This window comes from Stenotrophomonas sp. MYb57 (genome assembly GCF_002966815.1).
Lineage (GTDB): Bacteria > Pseudomonadota > Gammaproteobacteria > Xanthomonadales > Xanthomonadaceae > Stenotrophomonas > Stenotrophomonas indicatrix.
The window spans coordinates 4,644,769-4,663,175 of sequence record NZ_CP023271.1 but is presented as its reverse complement, the minus strand read 5'-3'; the positions used below and the strand labels follow the sequence as shown (position 1 = coordinate 4,663,175).

Here is an 18,407-nt window from a genome sequence, read left to right as displayed (position 1 = left end):
GGCGGGTGTGCTGCACACTGTGCACGATGAGTGACCCGGGCAGCGACTTCCGCCTCTACCATTCCAATTCGCTGGACGTGCTGGCTGCCCTGCTGGCGCGCAACGTGCGTGTGCCGGTGCCGGGACAGCCGCTGCTGGCGCCGGAGGTGGTGCTGATCCCGCAGGTGGCGATGCGGCGCTGGCTGCAGGCGACACTGGCTGCCGAGTATGGCGTGGCCGCCAACCTGGAATTCCTGACCCCCGGTGAGTTCGTCGCCCGTGCCTTGAACGCCAATGTCGAGGGCGAAGCCGACGACCTGGACGCGGCCGCCCTGCACTGGCGCCTGTACCAGGCCCTGCGCGATCCGCAGCTGCTGGCACAGCCACCGATGCGCGCGCTGCAGTCCTATCTTGCCGGGGGCGACGCGCTCAAACCCTGGGCCCTAGCCGGCGAACTGGCCTCGGTGTTCGAGAAGTACCAGGCCTGGCGCCGCGACTGGCTGCTGCGCTGGGAAGCCGGCGCCGATGCGGCCGATCCGCAGGCCATCCTGTGGCGCAGCATCGCCGCCGGCCATGGTTACCGCGCGCGCCGCATCCAGGCGTACCTGGACCGCTTCGAGGGCGCCGGCCAACCGCTGCCGCAGGGCCTGCCGCCGCGGATGTCGGCGTTCGCCACCCTCAACATCTCGCCCGACGTACTGCGGGTGATGGCCACCCAGTCGCGGGTGGGCGAACTGCATTTCTATCTGCCCACGCCGGTGCAGTCCTACTGGGGCGACCTGCAGACCCTGGCAGAGCGCCTGCGCAGCGGTGCGCCGGACCCGTTCGGCGAGGCCGCCGGCGAGAACCGCCTGCTGGAAGCGTGGGGTGCGGCCGGCCGCGATTTCATGGCGGTGCTGGGCAGCTATGAAGTGGTGCATCCGGCCGGCGAGATCGCGGCTTATTCCGACCCCGAGCAAGACACGCGGCCGACGATGGACCAGGGCGGGCTGTCCGACAGCCTGCTGCATCGCCTGCAGCGCGACCTGTTCCACCGTCGTGCCTTGCCTTCCGGTGAACTGCGCGATGGCCTGCGCAGCGACGACCCGAGCCTGCAGGTGCACGCCTGCCACACCCGCCTGCGCGAGCTGCAGGTGCTGCACGACCAGCTGCGCAGCCTGCTGCAGGACCCGCGCTTCGACCCGCCGTTGCAGGCGCGCGAGATCGCCGTGCTGGCGCCGGACATCGATCCGTATGTGCCCTATCTGGAAGCGGTGTTCGGCGGACGGGGGGGCGAGGACGAACACATTCCCTACGCGCTGGCCGACAGCAGTCCGTTGGCTGGCGAGCCGCTGGCCGACGTGTTCGTGCACCTGCTTGGCCTGCCGATTTCGCGCTTCGGCCTGAACGAGGTGCTGGATCTGCTGGCCAGTGCACCCCTGGCCGAGGCCGCCGGCCTGGAAGCGGTGGACTTCGACCGACTGCATGGCTGGTTGCAGCAGGCAGGCGCACGCTGGGGCCTGGATGCCCAGCATCGCGACCAGCTGCAGGCCCCCAGCGATGACGCCTACACCTGGCAGTTCGCGCTGGATCGCCTGCTGCTGGGCCACGCCACCGGCAGCGAGGTGGATCTGGTCGGGGTGGCGCCGTGGATCGAACTGGAAGGCGGGGCGCTGGATGCGCTGGACCGGCTGCTGCGCCTGCTGCGCGTGCTGGCCGTCTACCAGCGCCGGCTGGGCGAACTGTTGACCCCGGCACAGTGGCGGCAGCGCCTGCTGTCGCTGCTCGATGCCCTGCTGCCGACACCACCCAGCTCGCCCAACAGCCAGCGCGCGCTGGAGCGCCTGCGCAAGCTGCTCAACCAGTTCGCCGAAGATGCGTACAAGGCCGGGTTCGCCGATGGCGTGCCACCAGAGGTGGTGCGTGCGCACTTCGCCGGTGCGCTTGCCGAGGCCGATACGCGCGCGCCGTTGCTGACCGGTGGCATCAGCTTCGGCCGCATGGTGCCGATGCGCCTGCTGCCGTTCCGGGTGATCTGCGTGCTCGGCCTCAACGATGGTGATTTCCCGCGTCGCGACCCGGCCGCTGGCCTCAACCAGCTCACCGCCGAACTGGATACGCCGCGCCGCCGTCCCGGTGACCGCTCCACCCGCGAAGACGATCGTTTCCTGTTCCTGCAGTTGTTTGCTGCTGCGCAGGACGTGTTCTACCTCAGCTACCTCGGCGCGGACCCGCGCGATGGCAGCGTGCGCGAACCCTCGGTGCTGGTCAGCGAACTGATCGATGCCGCCGCGGCCTATCACCTCGATCCGTCGACCGCCACGCGGGACTTCACCGTGCGCCACGCGCTGCAGCCGTTCTCGCCGGCCGCCTTCGGTGACGGCGATCCACGCCGCTTCAGCTACCGCCGGCAGTGGCACCCGGCCGCCGGGCGGCTGGGCGGGCAGCGCGGCGGCCTGCTGCCGTGGTTCGACGCCGCACTGCCGCCGGTGGACGACGCGGTGGAAGAAGAGGTCTCGCTGGAGAGCCTGCGTCGTTTCCTGTGTGATCCGGCCGGGCAGTTCCTCGCACAGTCGCTGGGCCTGCGCCTGGCCGACGACGTCGAGGACGTCGACGACCTGGAGCCGCTGGTGCTGTCCTCGCGTGGGCCGGAGAAGCGCAGTGTGCAGCTGGCCGTGGTGCAGGCCACCCTGGCCGGCGACAGCGAGCCGCTGTACCCGCGGCTGCGCGCACGCGGGCTGCTGCCGTCGGGCATCCTCGGCGAGCGCCAGTTTGAAGTGGAGCGGCTCAAGACCCGCCCGTATGCCACGGCCATGCTGGGCTGGTTGCAGGACACGCCGCTGGAGAGCCGCCGCTATGAAGTGGAGATCGACGGCGTTCGCCTGCATGGCCGGGTCGGTGATCGCCATCCCGAAGGCCTGGTGCGCCTGCGCGCCGGCGCCCTGAACGGCAACGCGGTGATCCGCCAGGGGCTGGACTGGCTGCTGGCCAACGCCGCCGGCGATGCCTTGCCGCTCGTGCAGTTCTACGACGGCGGTGATGCCGGCCCCGGTCCGCATGCATTGCCTGCCTTGACCGTGCCCGCAGCACGCGCGGCATTGCGCGCGCTGCTGCAGCTGCGCCAGCGTGGGCTGCGCGAACCACTGCGCTTTGCGCCCTATACCGGCTGGGTGCTGTTCAACGCGCCGGTGGAAAAGCAGCGCAGCGAAGGCTGGAAACAATGGCATGGCAGCGACCGCAGCTGGGGTGAAGCCAACAGTGATGCCTGGCAGCTGCTGCTGCGTGGCGCCGACCCGTTCGCCGACGACGCCAGTTACGCCGACCTGCTGCGCAACAGCCAGGTGGTCTTCAGCGCCGTGCGCGAAGGGCGCAGCTTCGGCAATGATCCACAGGCGGGCCACGCATGAGCAGCGGTGCCGAGGGCGCTTCCATCAACACGCATTGCCCCGACCCTTACCTGGCGTTGCCGCTGCACGGCACGCGACTGATCGAAGCCAGTGCCGGCACCGGCAAGACCTTTACCCTGGCGACGCTGTTCACCCGTCTGGTGGTCGAGCAGGGCCTGCGTATCGGCCAGATCCTGGCGGTGACCTTCACTGACGCCGCCACCCAGGAACTGCGCAAGCGCATCCGCGAGCGCCTGGCCCTGGCTGCGCGCTTGGTCGATCTGCCGCCGGGCGACGATGAAACACCCGATGCGCTGCTGACCCGGCAGGTGCTGCAACGTCATCTGCAGGACGGCACGGAAACCGCAAAAGCGTTGAAGCGGCGCCTGCAGGTAGCCGCCGACGAGATCGACCTGGCTGCGATCTTCACCATCCACGGCTTCTGCACCCGCGTGCTGCGCGAACATGCGCTCGAAAGCGGGCATACCTTCGACCCGCCCGAGCTGCTGGCCAGCGATCGCGAGCTGCTGGAAGAGCTGGCGGCCGATCTCTGGCGTGTGCATGCCAACGACCCGGCAACGCTGGAACCGCTGACCTGGTTGTGGTCCCACCCGGATGCGCTGGCGGCTGACCTGCGCGCGCTGCTGGCATCGCCACCGCTGCACCCGCCACTGCAGCCGCCGGCCGTGGACGATCCGCGCCCGGCGCTGCAGGGCACGGCGGCGGAACTGTCGATGGCCGTGCGCGAGCACGGTGAGCGCTTCTTCCTGGACCTGTGCGAAGCGGTCGACAACAAGTGGATCAACGGCGTTTCCTACAAGCTGGGCTGGCTGCACCCGCTGGGCCGGCAGCTGTTGGGCTGGGCCGAGCGCGGCGACGCAGCCGAACTGCTGTCCAGCGACCGCTTGCCGGTGCTGCTGCCCGATGCGCTGGTGGCCAAGACCAACAAGAAGTTCGCCGACCGCACACCGTCCTCGCCGCTGCAGGCACCGCTTGAGCGCTACGTGGCACTGCTGGCCCAGCGCGAACAATGGCTGCGTGCCACGGCACTGAACTTCCTGCACGCCCTGCGCGAGGAAGCCACCCAGCGCCTGTCGGTGCTGAAGCGCGTGCGCCGCGTGCAGACCTACGACGATCTGATCGACGGCGTCGCCCGCGCGCTGGAAGGCCCGCAGCGGCTGGCCCTGGTCAAGCAGCTGCGGGCGCAGTACCGCATCGCCCTGGTCGATGAATTCCAGGATACCGATGACCGCCAGTGGGGCATCTTCCATACCGTGTTCGGCGCCTCGCCGGAGGTGGACGAACTGGGGCTGCAGCCGGCGCTGTTCCTGATCGGTGACCCCAAACAGGCCATCTATGGCTTCCGTGGCGGCGACATCCATACCTACCTGAAAGCCAAGCAGGTGGCCGAGCAGGCACCGGCGCTGGACCAGAACTTCCGCTCGCGCCCGGCCGTGCTGCGCGCGCTGCAGGCGCTGTACGACAACGCTGGCGAAGATGCCTTCCTCGAACGCGACATCCGGTTCGAGCCGGTGCGGCCCGGTGGCGTGCGTGTCGATGAGGACTACCTGCGCGATGGCCGGGCCGCACCGGCGCTGACCCTGCGCCTGCTGCGCAGCGACGGTGAAAAGGCCCTTGGCGCCGATGCGTCGCGCGACGCGGCGACCCAGGCCTGTGTGGCCGCGATCCACCAGATCCTGCTGGAGGCGCGTGCCGGCACCGCGCTGCTGCGTGGGCGCCCGGTGCAACCCGGCGATATCGCCGTGCTGGTGCGCTCGCATCGCGAAGCCACGCTGGTGCAGCGTGCGCTGGCCGCAGTCGGCATTCCCGCGGTGGCGGCCGGCAAGCAGAGCCTGTTTGCCACCAGCGAGGCCCGTGACCTGCGTGCGTTGCTGCTGGCGTTGCTGCAACCGGCCGACGAAGGGCGACTGCGTACTGCATTGGCAACGGTGCTGCTGGGGCAGCGCGCAAGCGCGATTGCCAGCATGGAGCGTGAGGGGGACCTGCAGCGCGGGTTCCAGGCACAGCTTCTGCACTGGCGCGAGCGCTGGCAGCGTGGCGGCCCGTTCGCGGTGGTGGCTGATGTCTGCGCCGCGCAGGGCGAGCGCCTGCTGGCACTGATCGACGGCGAGCGGCGCCTGACCAATTACCTGCAGCTGGGCGAACTGCTGCAGGAAGCCTCCGCGCAGGCACTGGGCATGCACGGCCTGCTGGACTGGCTGCAGGGGCAGATGGCCAACGCCGACCAGGATGACGAGCAGCAGCTGCTGCGGCTGGAGTCCGACGCCCGACGGGTGCAGATCATCACCCTGCACAAGAGCAAAGGCCTGGAATACCCGCTGGTGTTCCTGCCGTTCGTGGGCATCGATGGCGGCGCGCCGAACACCGCCACGCACTGCACCGTGCACCTGCAGGGTGAGCGCCAGCTGCATTGGAAGCTGGACAGGGACGATGCCTGGGACGCGGCCAGCAGCCAGCGCGAGCGCGAACAGCGTGCAGAAGACGCGCGCCTGCTGTACGTGGGCCTGACCCGCGCCGAGCATGCCTTGTGGATCGCCACCGGCGATCTGGCAGGCCATGCGAAGACCCGCCTGGCGCCGTTGCTGGGCGACCTGCAGGCGCTGCGAGCGCACGCGGACGTGGACCTGGATGACAGTGCGCCGCCGGGTCGCCTGCCGCAGCTGCTGGCCGAAACCGAAGGTGAGCTGCCTGCGGTGCGTGCCTTGACCCGCCGTGTGCCACATGACTGGTGGGTCTACAGCTTCACCCAGCTGGCGCATGCCGACGCTGGCAACGGCGACGATATCGAAGCGGCGGCCACCGAACTGCCGGCACCGGCTGCCGACGAACCCGCCGGTGCCGAGCTGCCGCTGGAACCGGCGCTGCCGGACGCTGCCGCAGAAGACACTGCGCCGCCGGATCCGCGCTTCATGGGCAGCCGCTTCGGCAATGTGCTGCACGATGCACTGGAGAACGTCGACTTCGCACTGTGGTCGCACTGGCAGCCGCAGCAACCGGCACCGGAGGGACAGGCCGACGTGCTGCGCCGCTCGCTGCACGACGAAGGCTATGCCGACGAGGATCTGGACGATGGCGTGGCGGTGCTGGTGCCGCTGGTCGGCCACACCCTCACCGTACCGCTGCCCGAAGGCGGTGCGCTGTGCAGCGTGCCCGAGCATGAGCGCCGGGCCGAAATCGAGTTCCACTTCGCCATCGAGCCGACCGCAGTACCGGTGCTGCTGCAGCTGCTGCACGAGCACGGCATCTCCAGCGCGCGGCGCGGTTTCGGCCTGCGCAGAAGGCTGGAAGGCCTGATGACCGGCAAGATCGATCTGACCTACGTGCGCGATGGCCGCTGGTATGTGCTGGACTACAAATCCAACCGGCTGCCGGGTTACAGCCCGGACCTGCTGGAGATCGCGATGCGTCACAGCGAGTACGACCTGCAGGCGCTGATCTATACCGTGGCCCTGCATCGCTGGCTGCGCTTCCGCCTGGGCGCGGCATACGACTACGCGCGCGACATGGGCGGTATCCGCTACCTGTTCTGCCGGGGCCTGGATATTGCCGGCAATGGCGTGCACGTGCAGCGCTTCGCGCCTGAGCTGGTGGATGCGCTGGATGCCTTGTTTGCGGGCGGCCAAGCAGCCCAGGCCGAGATGGCGGCGCGCGCGCGCGGAGAAACCGCATGAACCTGCTGCGCGATCTGCATCGCAGTGGCCAGCTGCGCACCCTGGACCACGCCCTGGCCATCAGCCTCAAGCGCCTGCGCGAAGACACGCCGGACGACGTGGCACTGGCCGCCGCACTGGCCTCGCTGGCCGTGGCGCAGGGGCACGCTGGCTTCGATCCGCGCCAGCCCCAGCGCGTGATCGATGGCATTCCGGCATGGCCCGAACCTGCGCAGTGGCTGGCGCAGCTGCAGGCCTCACCCTGGGTGGCGACCCCGCAGGATGCCAACGCCGCCGCCGCGGAAGCGCCGCTGGTGCTCGAGAACGGTCTGCTGTACCTGCGCCGCTACCGCGAATACGAGCGGCAGTTGGCTGTCGGCCTGCAACGCATCGGCCGCCATCCGCTGCCTGCACCGGACATGGCCGCCGTGGCGCCCCTGTTCGCGCGTCTGTTCCCGCACGCCGCAACGGGTGAGGACCACCAGGCCCGTGCGGCTGGCGTAACCCTGCGCCACCCGCTGGCCCTGGTCACCGGTGGGCCCGGTACCGGCAAGACCACCACCATCGCGCGCCTGCTGCTGCTGTTGGCGGCACAGGCGCAGCACCAGGGCCTGCCCGTGCCGAAGGTGGCGTTGGCCGCACCCACCGGCCGCGCTGCCGAGCGCATGGCCGAAAGCCTGCGCCTGGCCGTACAGCGGCTGCAGGAGCAGGGGCTGGACCCGGCGCTGTGCACCGCGCTGCCCAGCACAGGCACCACCCTGCATCGCCTGCTCGGGGTGATTCCCGATTCACCGCGCTTCCGCCATCACGCCGACAACCCGTTGCCGGTGGACGTGGTGGTGGTCGACGAAGCTTCGATGATCGACCTGCCGCTGATGGCCAAGCTGGTCGACGCGATCGCCAGCGGTACCCGCCTGATCCTGCTCGGCGATCCCGACCAGTTGCCGTCAGTGGAAGCCGGTGATGTGCTCAGCGCCATCCTGCGCGCCAGCGGCGATGGCATCGGCACCCGTGCCGACGATGCGCAGGCGCTGCATGGACTGCTGGCAGCGGCCACGCTGCAGCCGCAGGCACCGCCGCGCGCGTTCGCAGGTCGCCGCGTGCAGTTGCAGCGTGGCTACCGGCAGAGTGATGCGCTGGACCTGGCGCCGCTGGCGCAGGCCGTGCGTGGCGGTGACAGTGGTACCGCCCTGCGCCTGCTGCGCAGTGGCGGGCTGGCTGGTGTCCGCTTCCATGAAGGCGAGGCGGACCCGTTGCGTGGCCAGCGCGAGCATCTGCTCGACCACTGGCGCGCACTGGCCGACGCAGTGGACCCGGCGCAGGCACTGCAGCAGGCCGGCCGCCTGCGCGTGTTGACCGCACTGCGCGAAGGCCCGCAGGGCGCGCGTGGCCTCAACAGCCGTATTGAACAGCTGCTGGCTGGCAACACCCCGGGCTACTTCCAGGGCCGGCTGCTGCTGATCACCGAAAACAGCTACCGCCACCGCCTGTTCAACGGCGATATCGGCATCTGCCTGCGCGATGGCAGCGGTGCGATGGTGGCCTGGTTCCCCGGCGAGACCGCCGACCAGCCGCGCGCCTTCCACCCGGCAGCCTTGCCCGCACACGAGAGCGCGTTCGCGATGACCGTGCACAAGGCGCAGGGTTCGGAGTTCGATGAAGTGTGGTTGCAGCTGCCAAGGCAGGACAGCCGCGTGTTGTCGCGCGAACTGGTCTACACCGGCCTGACCCGCGCCCGCCAGCGCCTGCAGGTGGCCGGCAGCGCCGAGGTGCTGGAGGCGGCATTGAAACGACATGCCAGCCGCCTTGGTGGGTTGGCGTGGCGACTGGGTGCGGAAGAGGTGACCGAGGAACCGGCGCGCGGTGAAGAACCCACCGTGCAAGGCACGTTGTTCTAAACGCCAGCCTTACCATCACGTCGGTCACCTTCATCCACGCACGGCGTGGATCTACCGTGTCGACCAAGGTCGACACCCACCAGAAGCAGGCCATGCCATTCCGACAGATCGCGGAAATCTGTCGAAGGCGGGGTGGGGCCGGTTGCGGGGGCGTGAGCCGCATGGATGCGGCGACCGAGCTTACAGGGACGTACTTGCAGCGTCCCCCGCAACCGGACCCACCCCGCCATCCCACGGATCGCCCGCTTTTGCCGTTGCCGTTGATTCGGCAGGTGCAGGGCGCAGCCCTGCCGCCAAACCTATTCCGGCATCAACACCAACCCATCCGGATACACGATCGCCGCTTCATCCGCACTGACATCGAAGAACCCCACGCCGTGCTTCTCGGCCAGGTCCTGCACCCGCCCATGCGCGCGCTCGGCCACCGAGTACGCGAACGCGCCATAGATCACATGGCGGCCGATGCTGTACTCGGTCACCTCGGCGCGATCATCATCGTCATTGCTCAGCGGGCCGTTCATCGGCGGAAACTCCTGCGCCATCTCCGCGAACCATGCCTGCAGCGCCGGGCTGCTGACCGCCGGGTCGTCGTACTCGTGGCTCTCGCCCCACTGCGCCTGCTTCTCGAACCAGGCGATGAACGCCGCCGCTTCACGCGGGGCGACGCTGGCCTCGAACACCATCATGTCGTAACTCATTGAACCATCCTGTTGCCGTGGCGTAAGGACGCCGGGCATGGCCCGGCGCTAGCGGATGACGATGGTAGCGCCGGGCCATGCCCGGCGGATCGCATCAGACGGACGGCGCTGCGGCGTCCGCCAATCCCGGCGCCAACGCCTTCGCGTCCGGGAACAGCGCAAACCGCAGGCCGACCAGGCCCATCAGCGCCTCGTCGCGTGCCTTGCAGGCGGCCACGCTGCCTACCCGGCCCAATGAGGTGTCCAGCCGCTCGCGCAGCGCCTCGGCCGCCACAATCGGCTTGCGTGCGGCGATCTGCCGGCGATAGTGCACGGCCACTTCCTCCAGGATGTGCTCGACCGCTTCGCGGCTGCGCTCCGGCAGCTCCAGGCGGGCGCGGCGCAGCTGCAGGATGTTCAGGCCGATGCGCGCCTCGTTGAGCATGTCCACCGAGGCGATGTCGCTGCCTTCCGGGGTCGCCGCCAGGCGCGGTGCCAGCAGGCCGAGCAGATCCAGCATGCGCGCGGCGAAGCGCTGGCGGTCCTGTTGGCCACGGCCTTCGGCCGCCTCGGCCAGCGTGGTCCAGCCCTGCCGTACCAGCCGGCGCGCGGTCCATTCGGCACCCACCGAGCGGAACAGCCGGGTCATCACCACCGCAAAGCCAATGCCGATGAACATCGCGATCGACGAGTTGGCGAAGGTCTGCACGTTGGCACTGTAGGTGTTCTGCAGGCTGAGCAGCGCGGCCAGGTTGACCGTCAGCGGCAGCGCGAACAGCGCGCTCTTCGGGTGGTGCAGCAGCAGGCCCAACGGCAGGAACACCACTGCCAGCACCAGCGCCAGCAGGCCGAAGTCGTGCACGGCGGGGAACACGCCGAACAGGTACACGCCGGCGACCAGCGAAGCCACCATCGCCCACACCAGGAACGAGACCATGCTCGGCGCCGGGTCGTCCTGTGCCGCGAAGAACGCGGCGGTCACCGCGGCCATCATCGCGCCGTTGCCACCGCCCTCCCAGCCCAGGCCGATCCACAGCACGCAGTAGCTCATCAGCGCCACGCCGGCGCTGAGCGCGGAGAACAGTGCCATGCCGTAGTCGACGTGCTTGTCGGTGGCGGCGCGTTCGGTGCGGATGCGGTAGTGCGCGCGGTCCAGCGGCGCGGTGCCCTGGTCGATCGCGTGCTGCAGGGTGCGGCAGTCCTGCCACAGGTCCACCAGCTCCTCCAGGCGCAGCAGCAGGCTGGCCAGCTGCAGGTGCTGCAGATCGCGGTCCACCTGTGGCTTCAGCGCACTGATGCGTGCGCGCAGGCGCGCGTAGTCGCTGGCACTGGATGGCGTATCGATCCAGTCGTGGATGTCATCGACCAGCGTCGGCAGGCCCTCGGGCAGGGTCTGTCCATCGCTGCGCAGCGCACTGAGGCGGTCGGCGATCGATGACAGCACCGGCAGCAGCAACAGCATGCGTTCGCGCAGGCGCTCCATCGACACCGCCGCGCCGGCATGGCGTGGGTCATCGCGGCGCAGGAACTCGATCAGCGCCTCGAACTGCACCAGGTCGGCGGCCAGCCGGTTGCGTGGGGCATGCGCGCGGCCGCGCTCGAGGATCTGCCGGCACCACTGCGCCGCGTCCTCCATCCAGTTGCCGATGCGCGCGCCGAGCATCGGCCGCACCGAGGCCGGGAACAGCAGCGAGGCGAACAGCACCGCTACCACCGTACCGAGGATGATCTCCTCGCTGCGCGCCACCACGGTGTCGAAGATGGTCTCCGGCGAGGTCACCGCCGGGAAACCGATGAATGCAGTGGTGTAGCCGGCCAGCAGGAACGCGTAGCCACGTGGGCCACGGTTGAGCAGGGCCAGGAACAGGCAGCCGGCCAGCCAGATCGACATCGCCGCGCTCAGCACCAGCGGTGTTTCCACCAGGGCGGGCAACATCAGCAGGGTGGCCAGGCCGGCGGCCAGGGTGCCGAGGATGCGGTACACGCCCTTGGCCCGGGTCGGGCCCAGCAGCGGCTGGCTGACGATGTACACCGTGCCCATCGCCCAGTACGGGCGCGACAGGTTGCCGGCCATGGCGATATACAGCGCGACGATCGCTGCCAGGTAGGTCTTGATCGAGAACAGCCAGGCCTGGCGGTCGGTCAGCCCGTTCATCGCTTACCTCGCCGTCGTCGGCGCAGACGCAGACGCGGCACTGTCCTGCCAGCCACCGCCCAGTACCAGGAACAGGTGGATCTGGTCGCGCGAGACCTGGGCTTCGGCCGCGGCCAGGGTGGCATCGCTGCTGGCCAGGCTGCGGTCGGCATCCAGGCTGGACAGGTACGGCGTGCGGCCACCCTGGTACAGCCGGCGGTTCTGCTCTGCGGCCATCGCAGCCTGCTCCTGCGCCACGCGCAACGACTGCAGGCGGCGCAGATCCTGCGCATAGCGGTCCAGTGCGGTCTGTGTTTCGCGCAGTGCCTGCAGCACGGCATGGTCGAACTCGGCCAGCGCGGCATCGGCGCCAGCCTCGGCGGCGTGGATGCGTGCATGCGTGCCCGAGGACGGCAGCGTCCATGAGATCAGCGGGCCGAACGACCACTGCTGGGTCATCGGCTGGCCGAAGTCTTCCAGCAGGCCGGCGGCGCCGACCGAAGCGCCCAGGCGGATGTCCGGGTACAGCTCGGCAGTGGCGACACCAATCCGCGCGGTGGCCGAGGCCAGCTTGCGTTCGGCCTGGCGGATGTCGGGACGGCGCTGCAGCAGCGCGCGGCCATCACCGACCGGCAGCGGCTGGGCAAGGGTGGGTGCGTGCGCGCAGTCGATCACTCCGGCCGGCAGCTGGCCCGGGGTCTGCCCAAGCAGTGCCGCCAGCGAATAGGCGGCGGCCGAACGCTGCGCCTGCAGCGGGGGCAATGCGGCTTCCAGCAGCGCGACCTGGGCATTGGCGCGCGCCAGTTCCGGCGGCGTGCCGCGGCCTGCGCTGATCAACCGCTGGGTGACCGAACGGCTGCGCTGCTGCAGCTGCAGGGAATGCTCGGCTACGTGCAGTTCGTGGTTGGCATGGCAGATCTCCAGGTAGCTGTCGGCCACCTCGGCCACCACGCTCACCTGGGCCAGGTCACGTGCAGCGGCCACCGACTGTTCGTCGGCGCGGGCTGCTTCGGCACCGCGCTTGAGCTTGCCGAACAGGTCGAACTGGTAGCTCACCGCGAACTTGCCGTCGGCCAGGTTGATCACCGGCAGCTCGTGCTCCTGCAGGAACGACTCGGCCGACAACTGTGCGCGGCTGACGCCGGCTTCGGCCTCGTACTCGAAGCCACCGGCGTCCATCGCCTGCTCGTACACCGCAGCAGCGCGGCGCAGATGCGCGTCGGCAGCCTTCAGTTCGACATTGTCGCGCAGCGCCTGGGTGATCAGCCCATCCAGCATCGGGTCGTTGTACAGCGACCACCAGCGTGCCGGCAGTGCCTGGTTGGCAGCCACTTCGGGGTTGTGGGTATCGATGAACGCGGCATTCGCTTGCGGCCGCTTGAACGCCGAGCCCTCGGGCAATGCGTAATCCGGGCCGACGGTTCTGCACGCGGCCAGGCTGGCCAGCGCGACGATCAGGCCAAGGCGGGGCAGGGCGGCGTTCACAGGCCCGCCTGTGTCGGCGCAGCGCCGGCCTTCTTGTTCTGCACGTGGCGGCCGGTATCCACGGTCACCGTGGCGGTGCGCCCGGCGATCAGCTCCACGCCGGCAGGCACCTCGTCGATGGCGATGCGCACCGGGATGCGCTGCGCCAGCCGCACCCAGTCGAAGGCCGGGGTCACGTTCGGCAGCAGGGTGCTGCCATTGCTGCGGTAGCGATCCTCGATGCCGGCGGCGATGCTCTCGACATGGCCGTGCAGAGGGGTGTCCTCGCCCATCAGGCGGATGTCCACGCGCTGCCCCGGGGCCACGCCGCGCAGGCGGGTTTCCTCGAAGTAGCCATCGATGCGGAACGAACCGGTATCCAGCAGCGCAAGCACCGGCTTGCCGGCCACCACGTAGTCGCCCACGCGCATGGTGCGGTCGTTGACCCGGCCATTGGCCGGTGCACGTACTTCGGTGCGGGCCAGGTTGAGTTCGGCCAGGTCGACCGCAGCCTGTGCGGTGGCCAATGCGGCCTGTGCGGCCTGCAGCTTGGCACGGCGCACTTCGGCGTCCTCGGCGGCGACCAGATCCTGCAGGCTGCGGTCGCGTCCGATCTCACGGCGCAGCTGCGCGACCGATGCCTGGCGTTCGGCCAGGCTGGCGCGGCTCTGCTCCAGCGCGATGCGGTAGCGCGCGCGATCGATCACGAACAGCAGGTCGCCCTTTTTCACCGCCTGGTTGTCGGCTACCTGCACCGTTTCGACCAGGCCGGACACATCCGGCGCCACCTGCACCACGTCGGCGCCGACGTGGGCGTCGCGGGTCCACGGCTCATCCATGTAGTAGACCCACAGCTGGCGCAGCACCAGCAGGGCGACGATCACGGCTGCGCAGGTAAGCAGCACCGGCAGAGTCTTCTTCACGATCTTGTTCACGATTGCATCCAACGCAGGAGGTGGAACAGCAGGCCCAGCACGATCCCGTACAAGGCCAGGTTGAACAGCGCCGGGTGCCATACGTGGCGATAGGCACCGGCACGCTGCAGCAGCGCGTGCAGGCCGCTGTTGACCAGGTAGGCCAACACCATCAACCCGAGCAGGGTCGGGACGAACACTCCGTGGAGACTGAATTCACCGGGCATCGGTAGGGGCGGGGACGGTAGGGGAAGGGGAGGTGGAACAGGACAACGGCAACGGGCAAAAGCCGCTGGCGCATGCACGGCAGCGGCGGTATTCACCGACAACGGGCTTACGTGATGCGGTCGGCAGCCTCGGCCAGCAGGCGCCATGCCTTCAGCACGGCATGCAGTTCATCCATGGAAAGCTCGCCGAACACGTCCTGGCGCAGGCCGATCAACTGGTCTTCCAGTTCGCGCACCAATGCCTGGCCTTCCTCGGTCAGCCACAGCAGGTTGGCGCGGCGGTCGCTGGCATCGCATTCGCGGCGGACCAGCCCACTGGCGCAGAGCTTGTCCAGCAGGCGCACCAGGGAAGGGCCTTCCATGCCCAGCTGCTGCGCCAGCGCGACCTGGCGGATGCCACCGCCGGAGCGGCCGATCATCAGCAGGGGCATGGTGCAGGCGGTGGAGATGCCGTAGCTGCCCAACCGGCTGTCGGCCAGGCGCTGCCACTGCCGCCCTGCGTACAGCAGGCCGGAGCTGAGCTGCATCTGCAGCACGGTGCGCTCGTCGAGGGGTCGGTCCATAAGTAATAGATAGGATACTACTAATTTCATTCCTATCAATAGGTTTTGCTGAATGGGTGGGGTGTATTGAGGAAGGCGTTGCGCCTGCTGGCTATCGGTTGGGGTGGCGGAGGGCCGGGCGGGGTAGGACACGCTGCAAGTACGTCCCTGTAAGCTCGATCGGCGCATCCATGCGCCTCACGGTCCTACCCCGCCCGGCCCTCCGCCACCCACCCCACATCCCGCAGGCGCGGAGGGTTGGCGCTTCAAGAACAAGAGCGGTAGCGCCGGGCCATGCCCGGCGGCTTCTGGTGGCACCGCTCCGCTCGCCGGGCATGGCCCGGCGCTACCAGAGCACTCTCCGAAGCCATGAACCCCAGCTTTTGACCCCCGCTTTCGGGCGGACCGGCCGCGCCCGCAGGCAACCGTCGGAGAGGCGGAGGGGCAGGCAGGGCAGGACCGTCCACGGCATGGATGACGTGGACGAGCCTACAAGGACGTACTTGCGGCGTGTCCTGCCCTGCCTGCCCCTCCACCTCTCGCTCAGCAGCCATGAGGCGCCGGGCGGCCCCCCGATGAACCGTCCCCAGAGGACGACCCACCCCCCGGTCGGGTACGATGCTCGCCCCCCGTTCGGGCGCTGTATGCAATGAGCAAGAACAACGAAAAGGCCGCCCCGCAGGGCGAAGTGACCCAGGTCCAGGCCGAGGATGCCGTGCGCACCCTGCTGCGTTGGGCCGGTGAGGACCCGACCCGCGAAGGCCTGCTGGATACCCCGCGCCGCGTGGCCGAAGCCTATGGCGACTGGTTCAGCGGCTACCGCGACGACCCGCGCGCCTACATGGAACGCACCTTCGAGGAAGTGGCCGGCTACGACGAGCTGATCGTCCTGCGCGACATCGAATACGAAAGCCACTGCGAGCACCACATGGCGCCGATCATCGGCCGCGTGCACGTCGGCTACCTGCCGGCCGGCAAGGTGGTGGGCATCAGCAAGCTGGCACGCGTGGTCGAAGCCTACGCCCGCCGCTTCCAGGTCCAGGAAAAGATGACCGCGCAGATCGCCCAGTGCATCCAGGATGTGCTGCAGCCGGTCGGTGTCGGCGTCGTTGTCGAAGGCGCCCATGAGTGCATGACCACCCGCGGCATCCACAAGCGCGGCGTCAGCATGGTCACCTCGAAGATGCTGGGCAGCTTCCGCGAGGATGCCCGCACCCGCGCCGAGTTCCTGCGCTTCATCGAAGTGGGCGGCAAGCGCTGAGCGCCGTCGCCTCCCGGTGGCGGCCGCGCGTGGCCGCCGCTTTCGCCGTGCCTGCGCCGCGTCTTTGCGCGCGCGCTGGCCGCCGCGCCCTTCCGACCGATCTCGCTGCATGAAGCACCGCGAACGCATCACCCGTTATCGCCACCTGCGCGAACAGCCGCAATGGAAGCTGCTCGCCGCCGACCACGCACCGGAAATCATCGGCCTGCTGCAGGGCCTGCTGATGGACGGCGATCGCACGTTGCCGGCATCGGTCCTCAACGAGCGCCTGCAGCGTGCGCTGGACCAGCTCAACGGCGACGAGTTGTCGCGTGAGCTGCCGCGGACCGCGCAGGCCTACGTTGCCCATTGGCTCGCGCAGGGCTGGCTGGAACGCCGGCTGCCTGAAGGCGCCGACCAGGAGCAATACGAGCTCTCGACCCAGGCGCTGCAGGCGATCCGTTTCGCCGACAGCATGGAGCAGGCCCGAGTGGCCGCCACCGAGAGCCGTCTGGCACTGGTGATCGAACAGCTGTCGCAGCTGGCCGCGCAGACCGAGGCCGACCCGGACGCACGCCTGTCCGCACTACGCGACGAGCGCGATCGCATCGATGCCGAGATCGCCCGTGTCAGCGCTGGTCGCGTGACGGCCCTGGACGGCAAGCGCGCGCTGGAACGTACGCGGCAGATCATCGGCCTGGCCGACGAGTTGACCGAAGACTTCCGCCGCGTGCGCGACGACTTTGAACAGCTCAACCGTGAGTTCCGTGAACGCATCATCGATGACGAAGGCGAGCGCGGCGACGTGTTGTCCAAGCTGTTCGAAGGCGTGGACGTGATCGGCGAGAGCGACGCGGGGCGTAGTTTCCAGGCGTTCTGGCGCCTGCTCAACGACGCCGAACAGAGCGCCCAGCTCGATGCCGCGCTGGAAACGCTGCTGGCCCGTGGCTTCGCCCGGCGGCTGGATCGCAACGAGCGCAACTTCCTGCGCGGCTTCACCAGCACCATGCTCGAACGTGGTGGCCAGGTGCATGACGTGCTGCAGAACTTCGCGCGCAGCCTGCGTGGTTTCGTGCAGAGCCGTGGCTACCTGGAACAGCGCCGCCTCAACCAGCTGTTGAAGCAGGCGCAGTCCGAAGCACTGGCACTGCGCGATGACTTCCCGGCGCAGCGCGCCATTGGCCGCGACCTGCAGCTGACCACCAGCCGCCTGCGTTCGTGGTCGCAGTGGAAGCTGCACGACCCGCGCAGCGCGCAGGTCGATGGCAACGTCGAATACAACGATGCAGCCAGCATCAGCCTGGAAAGCGTGGGCGATCTGGTGGCGTCGTCGGAAATCGATTTCCGCACCCTGCGCCGCGACCTGCACGACCTGCTCGACAGGCAGCCGAAACTCAGCATTGCCCAGGCCCTGTCGCAGCGCGAAGCGCCGCAGGGGCTGGGCAGTGTCATCGGTTACCTCTCGCTGGGCACGCGCTTTGGCAGCGTGATCGCCGGCGAACAGGAGCTTGCCGAATGGCGAGGTGGCGACGGACAGATCCGTCGTGCCCGCATCCCGCTGGTTTGGTTTACCCAGGAGAGACGCCATGAGCTGGCATGAAGACCCCATCGATGCACCGCATGCCGACCTGGCCGAAGACGCGTACCAGGCCGAACCGGTGGCGACCGTGGCCCAGCCCCGGCGCGGCAACGACGTCTACTACATGGGCGATACCGGCCGCCTGCCGCTGGATGCGCGCCGCGCGCTGTGCCAGCTGCTGATCGGTCCCAGCATCGACCAGCTGCGTCACGCCAAGCTGTGGCCGGCACTGATCCGCAGCGAAGCCGGTATCCGCTCGGCGCTGTCGGACCTGTTCCTGGAACTGGTGCTCGACCGTGACAGTGGTGTGGCGTTCACCCGCCAGGCCGACACCGAAGATGTCGATGCACCGGTACTGCTGCGCACCTCGCCGCTGACCTTCATCGATTCGGTGCTGCTGCTGTACCTGCGCCAGCAGCTGGGCGAAGCCGATGCGCGTGGCAACCGCGCCGTGGTCGCCGATGCTGAAATGGCCGAAGCACTGGCCATCTACGAAAAGAACCTGTCCACCGACCGCGCCGGCTTCAACCGCCGTGTCGCCTCGGCGGTGCAGAAGATGAAGGACAACCACATCCTGACCCGCCTCGGCGGCCAGGAAGACCGCCACGAAGTCTCGCCGGCGTTGAAGCTGCTGTTCTCCGCCGAAGACGTATCCCAGCTGTCGGCGGTTTACCGCCAGCTGCGCGAAACCCCGGCCGCTGAAGCCTGAGAGACCCG

General features: G+C 69.0%; 12 protein-coding genes. 6 read left to right on the top strand and 6 right to left on the bottom strand.

Translation table 11 applies throughout. The features are described from left to right. Positions 1-26 precede the first annotated feature (26 nt). The 3 genes from recC to recD are packed head-to-tail and all read left to right on the top strand — an operon-like array spanning position 27 to position 8,913. Positions 27-3,365: an exodeoxyribonuclease V subunit gamma gene (gene recC / locus CLM74_RS21250; RefSeq protein ID WP_105164894.1), complete on the top strand. Its 3,339-nt coding sequence runs from the start codon at positions 27-29 to the stop codon at positions 3,363-3,365. Continuing rightward, positions 3,362-7,036, top strand: a complete 3,675-nt coding sequence (recB, locus tag CLM74_RS21245) for an exodeoxyribonuclease V subunit beta (protein WP_105164893.1) — start codon at positions 3,362-3,364, stop codon at positions 7,034-7,036. Before recC ends, recB begins: the two co-directional genes overlap by 4 nt. Then, positions 7,033-8,913: an exodeoxyribonuclease V subunit alpha gene (gene recD, locus CLM74_RS21240; protein ID WP_099844475.1), complete on the top strand. Its 1,881-nt coding sequence runs from the start codon at positions 7,033-7,035 to the stop codon at positions 8,911-8,913. Before recB ends, recD begins: the two co-directional genes overlap by 4 nt. A 299-nt stretch (positions 8,914-9,212) precedes the next feature. Here the strand turns inward: recD and CLM74_RS21235 are convergent, their stop codons facing one another. From CLM74_RS21235 to CLM74_RS21210, 6 genes are all read right to left on the bottom strand, one after another. Then, the gene (locus tag CLM74_RS21235) at positions 9,213-9,611 is read right to left on the bottom strand and encodes a hypothetical protein (RefSeq protein WP_032978532.1); all 399 of its coding nucleotides are present in this window, start codon (positions 9,609-9,611) and stop codon (positions 9,213-9,215) included. Positions 9,612-9,705: 94 nt separating this feature from the next. Beyond that, positions 9,706-11,745 (bottom strand): FUSC family protein, encoded by a 2,040-nt coding sequence (locus tag CLM74_RS21230; RefSeq protein ID WP_025875645.1) that lies wholly within the window; start codon positions 11,743-11,745, stop codon positions 9,706-9,708. A gap of 3 nt (positions 11,746-11,748) precedes the next feature. Beyond that, on the bottom strand, positions 11,749-13,209 hold the full coding sequence (locus tag CLM74_RS21225) for an efflux transporter outer membrane subunit (protein ID WP_105164892.1): 1,461 nt from the start codon (positions 13,207-13,209) through the stop codon (positions 11,749-11,751). Next, on the bottom strand, positions 13,206-14,123 hold the full coding sequence (locus tag CLM74_RS21220; RefSeq protein WP_025875649.1) for an HlyD family secretion protein: 918 nt from the start codon (positions 14,121-14,123) through the stop codon (positions 13,206-13,208). Before CLM74_RS21220 ends, CLM74_RS21225 begins: the two co-directional genes overlap by 4 nt. After that, positions 14,120-14,329 carry a DUF1656 domain-containing protein gene (locus tag CLM74_RS21215; protein WP_025875651.1) on the bottom strand — a complete coding sequence of 70 codons (210 nt, stop codon included), beginning with the start codon at positions 14,327-14,329 and terminating at the stop codon, positions 14,120-14,122. Before CLM74_RS21215 ends, CLM74_RS21220 begins: the two co-directional genes overlap by 4 nt. A gap of 107 nt (positions 14,330-14,436) precedes the next feature. After that, complete coding sequence (locus tag CLM74_RS21210; RefSeq protein ID WP_025875653.1) at positions 14,437-14,892, bottom strand: MarR family transcriptional regulator; 456 nt, start codon at positions 14,890-14,892, stop codon at positions 14,437-14,439. Positions 14,893-15,520: 628 nt separating this feature from the next. On the opposite strand from CLM74_RS21210, the gene folE reads away from it, so the two are divergent. From folE to CLM74_RS21190, 3 genes are all read left to right on the top strand, one after another. Beyond that, positions 15,521-16,132: a GTP cyclohydrolase I FolE gene (gene folE / locus CLM74_RS21200; RefSeq protein ID WP_025875657.1), complete on the top strand. Its 612-nt coding sequence runs from the start codon at positions 15,521-15,523 to the stop codon at positions 16,130-16,132. A 109-nt stretch (positions 16,133-16,241) separates the two neighbouring features. Beyond that, positions 16,242-17,711, top strand: a complete 1,470-nt coding sequence (locus CLM74_RS21195; protein ID WP_059065679.1) for a DUF3375 domain-containing protein — start codon at positions 16,242-16,244, stop codon at positions 17,709-17,711. After that, on the top strand, positions 17,698-18,399 hold the full coding sequence (locus CLM74_RS21190) for a DUF4194 domain-containing protein (RefSeq protein WP_025875661.1): 702 nt from the start codon (positions 17,698-17,700) through the stop codon (positions 18,397-18,399). The genes CLM74_RS21195 and CLM74_RS21190 overlap by 14 nt, the downstream gene beginning before the upstream one ends. The last annotated feature ends 8 nt before the right edge of the window (positions 18,400-18,407 follow it).

Excerpts from the sequence above, each read along its gene's own strand:
- recC (WP_105164894.1), top strand. The coding sequence starts at position 27 with ATGAGTGACCCGGGCAGCGACTTCCGCCTCTACCATTCCAATTCGCTG.
- recB (WP_105164893.1), top strand. The coding sequence starts at position 3,362 with ATGAGCAGCGGTGCCGAGGGCGCTTCCATCAACACGCATTGCCCCGAC.
- recD (WP_099844475.1), top strand. The coding sequence starts at position 7,033 with ATGAACCTGCTGCGCGATCTGCATCGCAGTGGCCAGCTGCGCACCCTG.
- CLM74_RS21235 (WP_032978532.1), bottom strand. The coding sequence starts at position 9,611 with ATGAGTTACGACATGATGGTGTTCGAGGCCAGCGTCGCCCCGCGTGAA.
- CLM74_RS21230 (WP_025875645.1), bottom strand. The coding sequence starts at position 11,745 with ATGAACGGGCTGACCGACCGCCAGGCCTGGCTGTTCTCGATCAAGACC.
- CLM74_RS21215 (WP_025875651.1), bottom strand. The coding sequence starts at position 14,329 with ATGCCCGGTGAATTCAGTCTCCACGGAGTGTTCGTCCCGACCCTGCTC.
- CLM74_RS21210 (WP_025875653.1), bottom strand. The coding sequence starts at position 14,892 with ATGGACCGACCCCTCGACGAGCGCACCGTGCTGCAGATGCAGCTCAGC.
- folE (WP_025875657.1), top strand. The coding sequence starts at position 15,521 with ATGAGCAAGAACAACGAAAAGGCCGCCCCGCAGGGCGAAGTGACCCAG.
- CLM74_RS21195 (WP_059065679.1), top strand. The coding sequence starts at position 16,242 with ATGAAGCACCGCGAACGCATCACCCGTTATCGCCACCTGCGCGAACAG.
- CLM74_RS21190 (WP_025875661.1), top strand. The coding sequence starts at position 17,698 with ATGAGCTGGCATGAAGACCCCATCGATGCACCGCATGCCGACCTGGCC.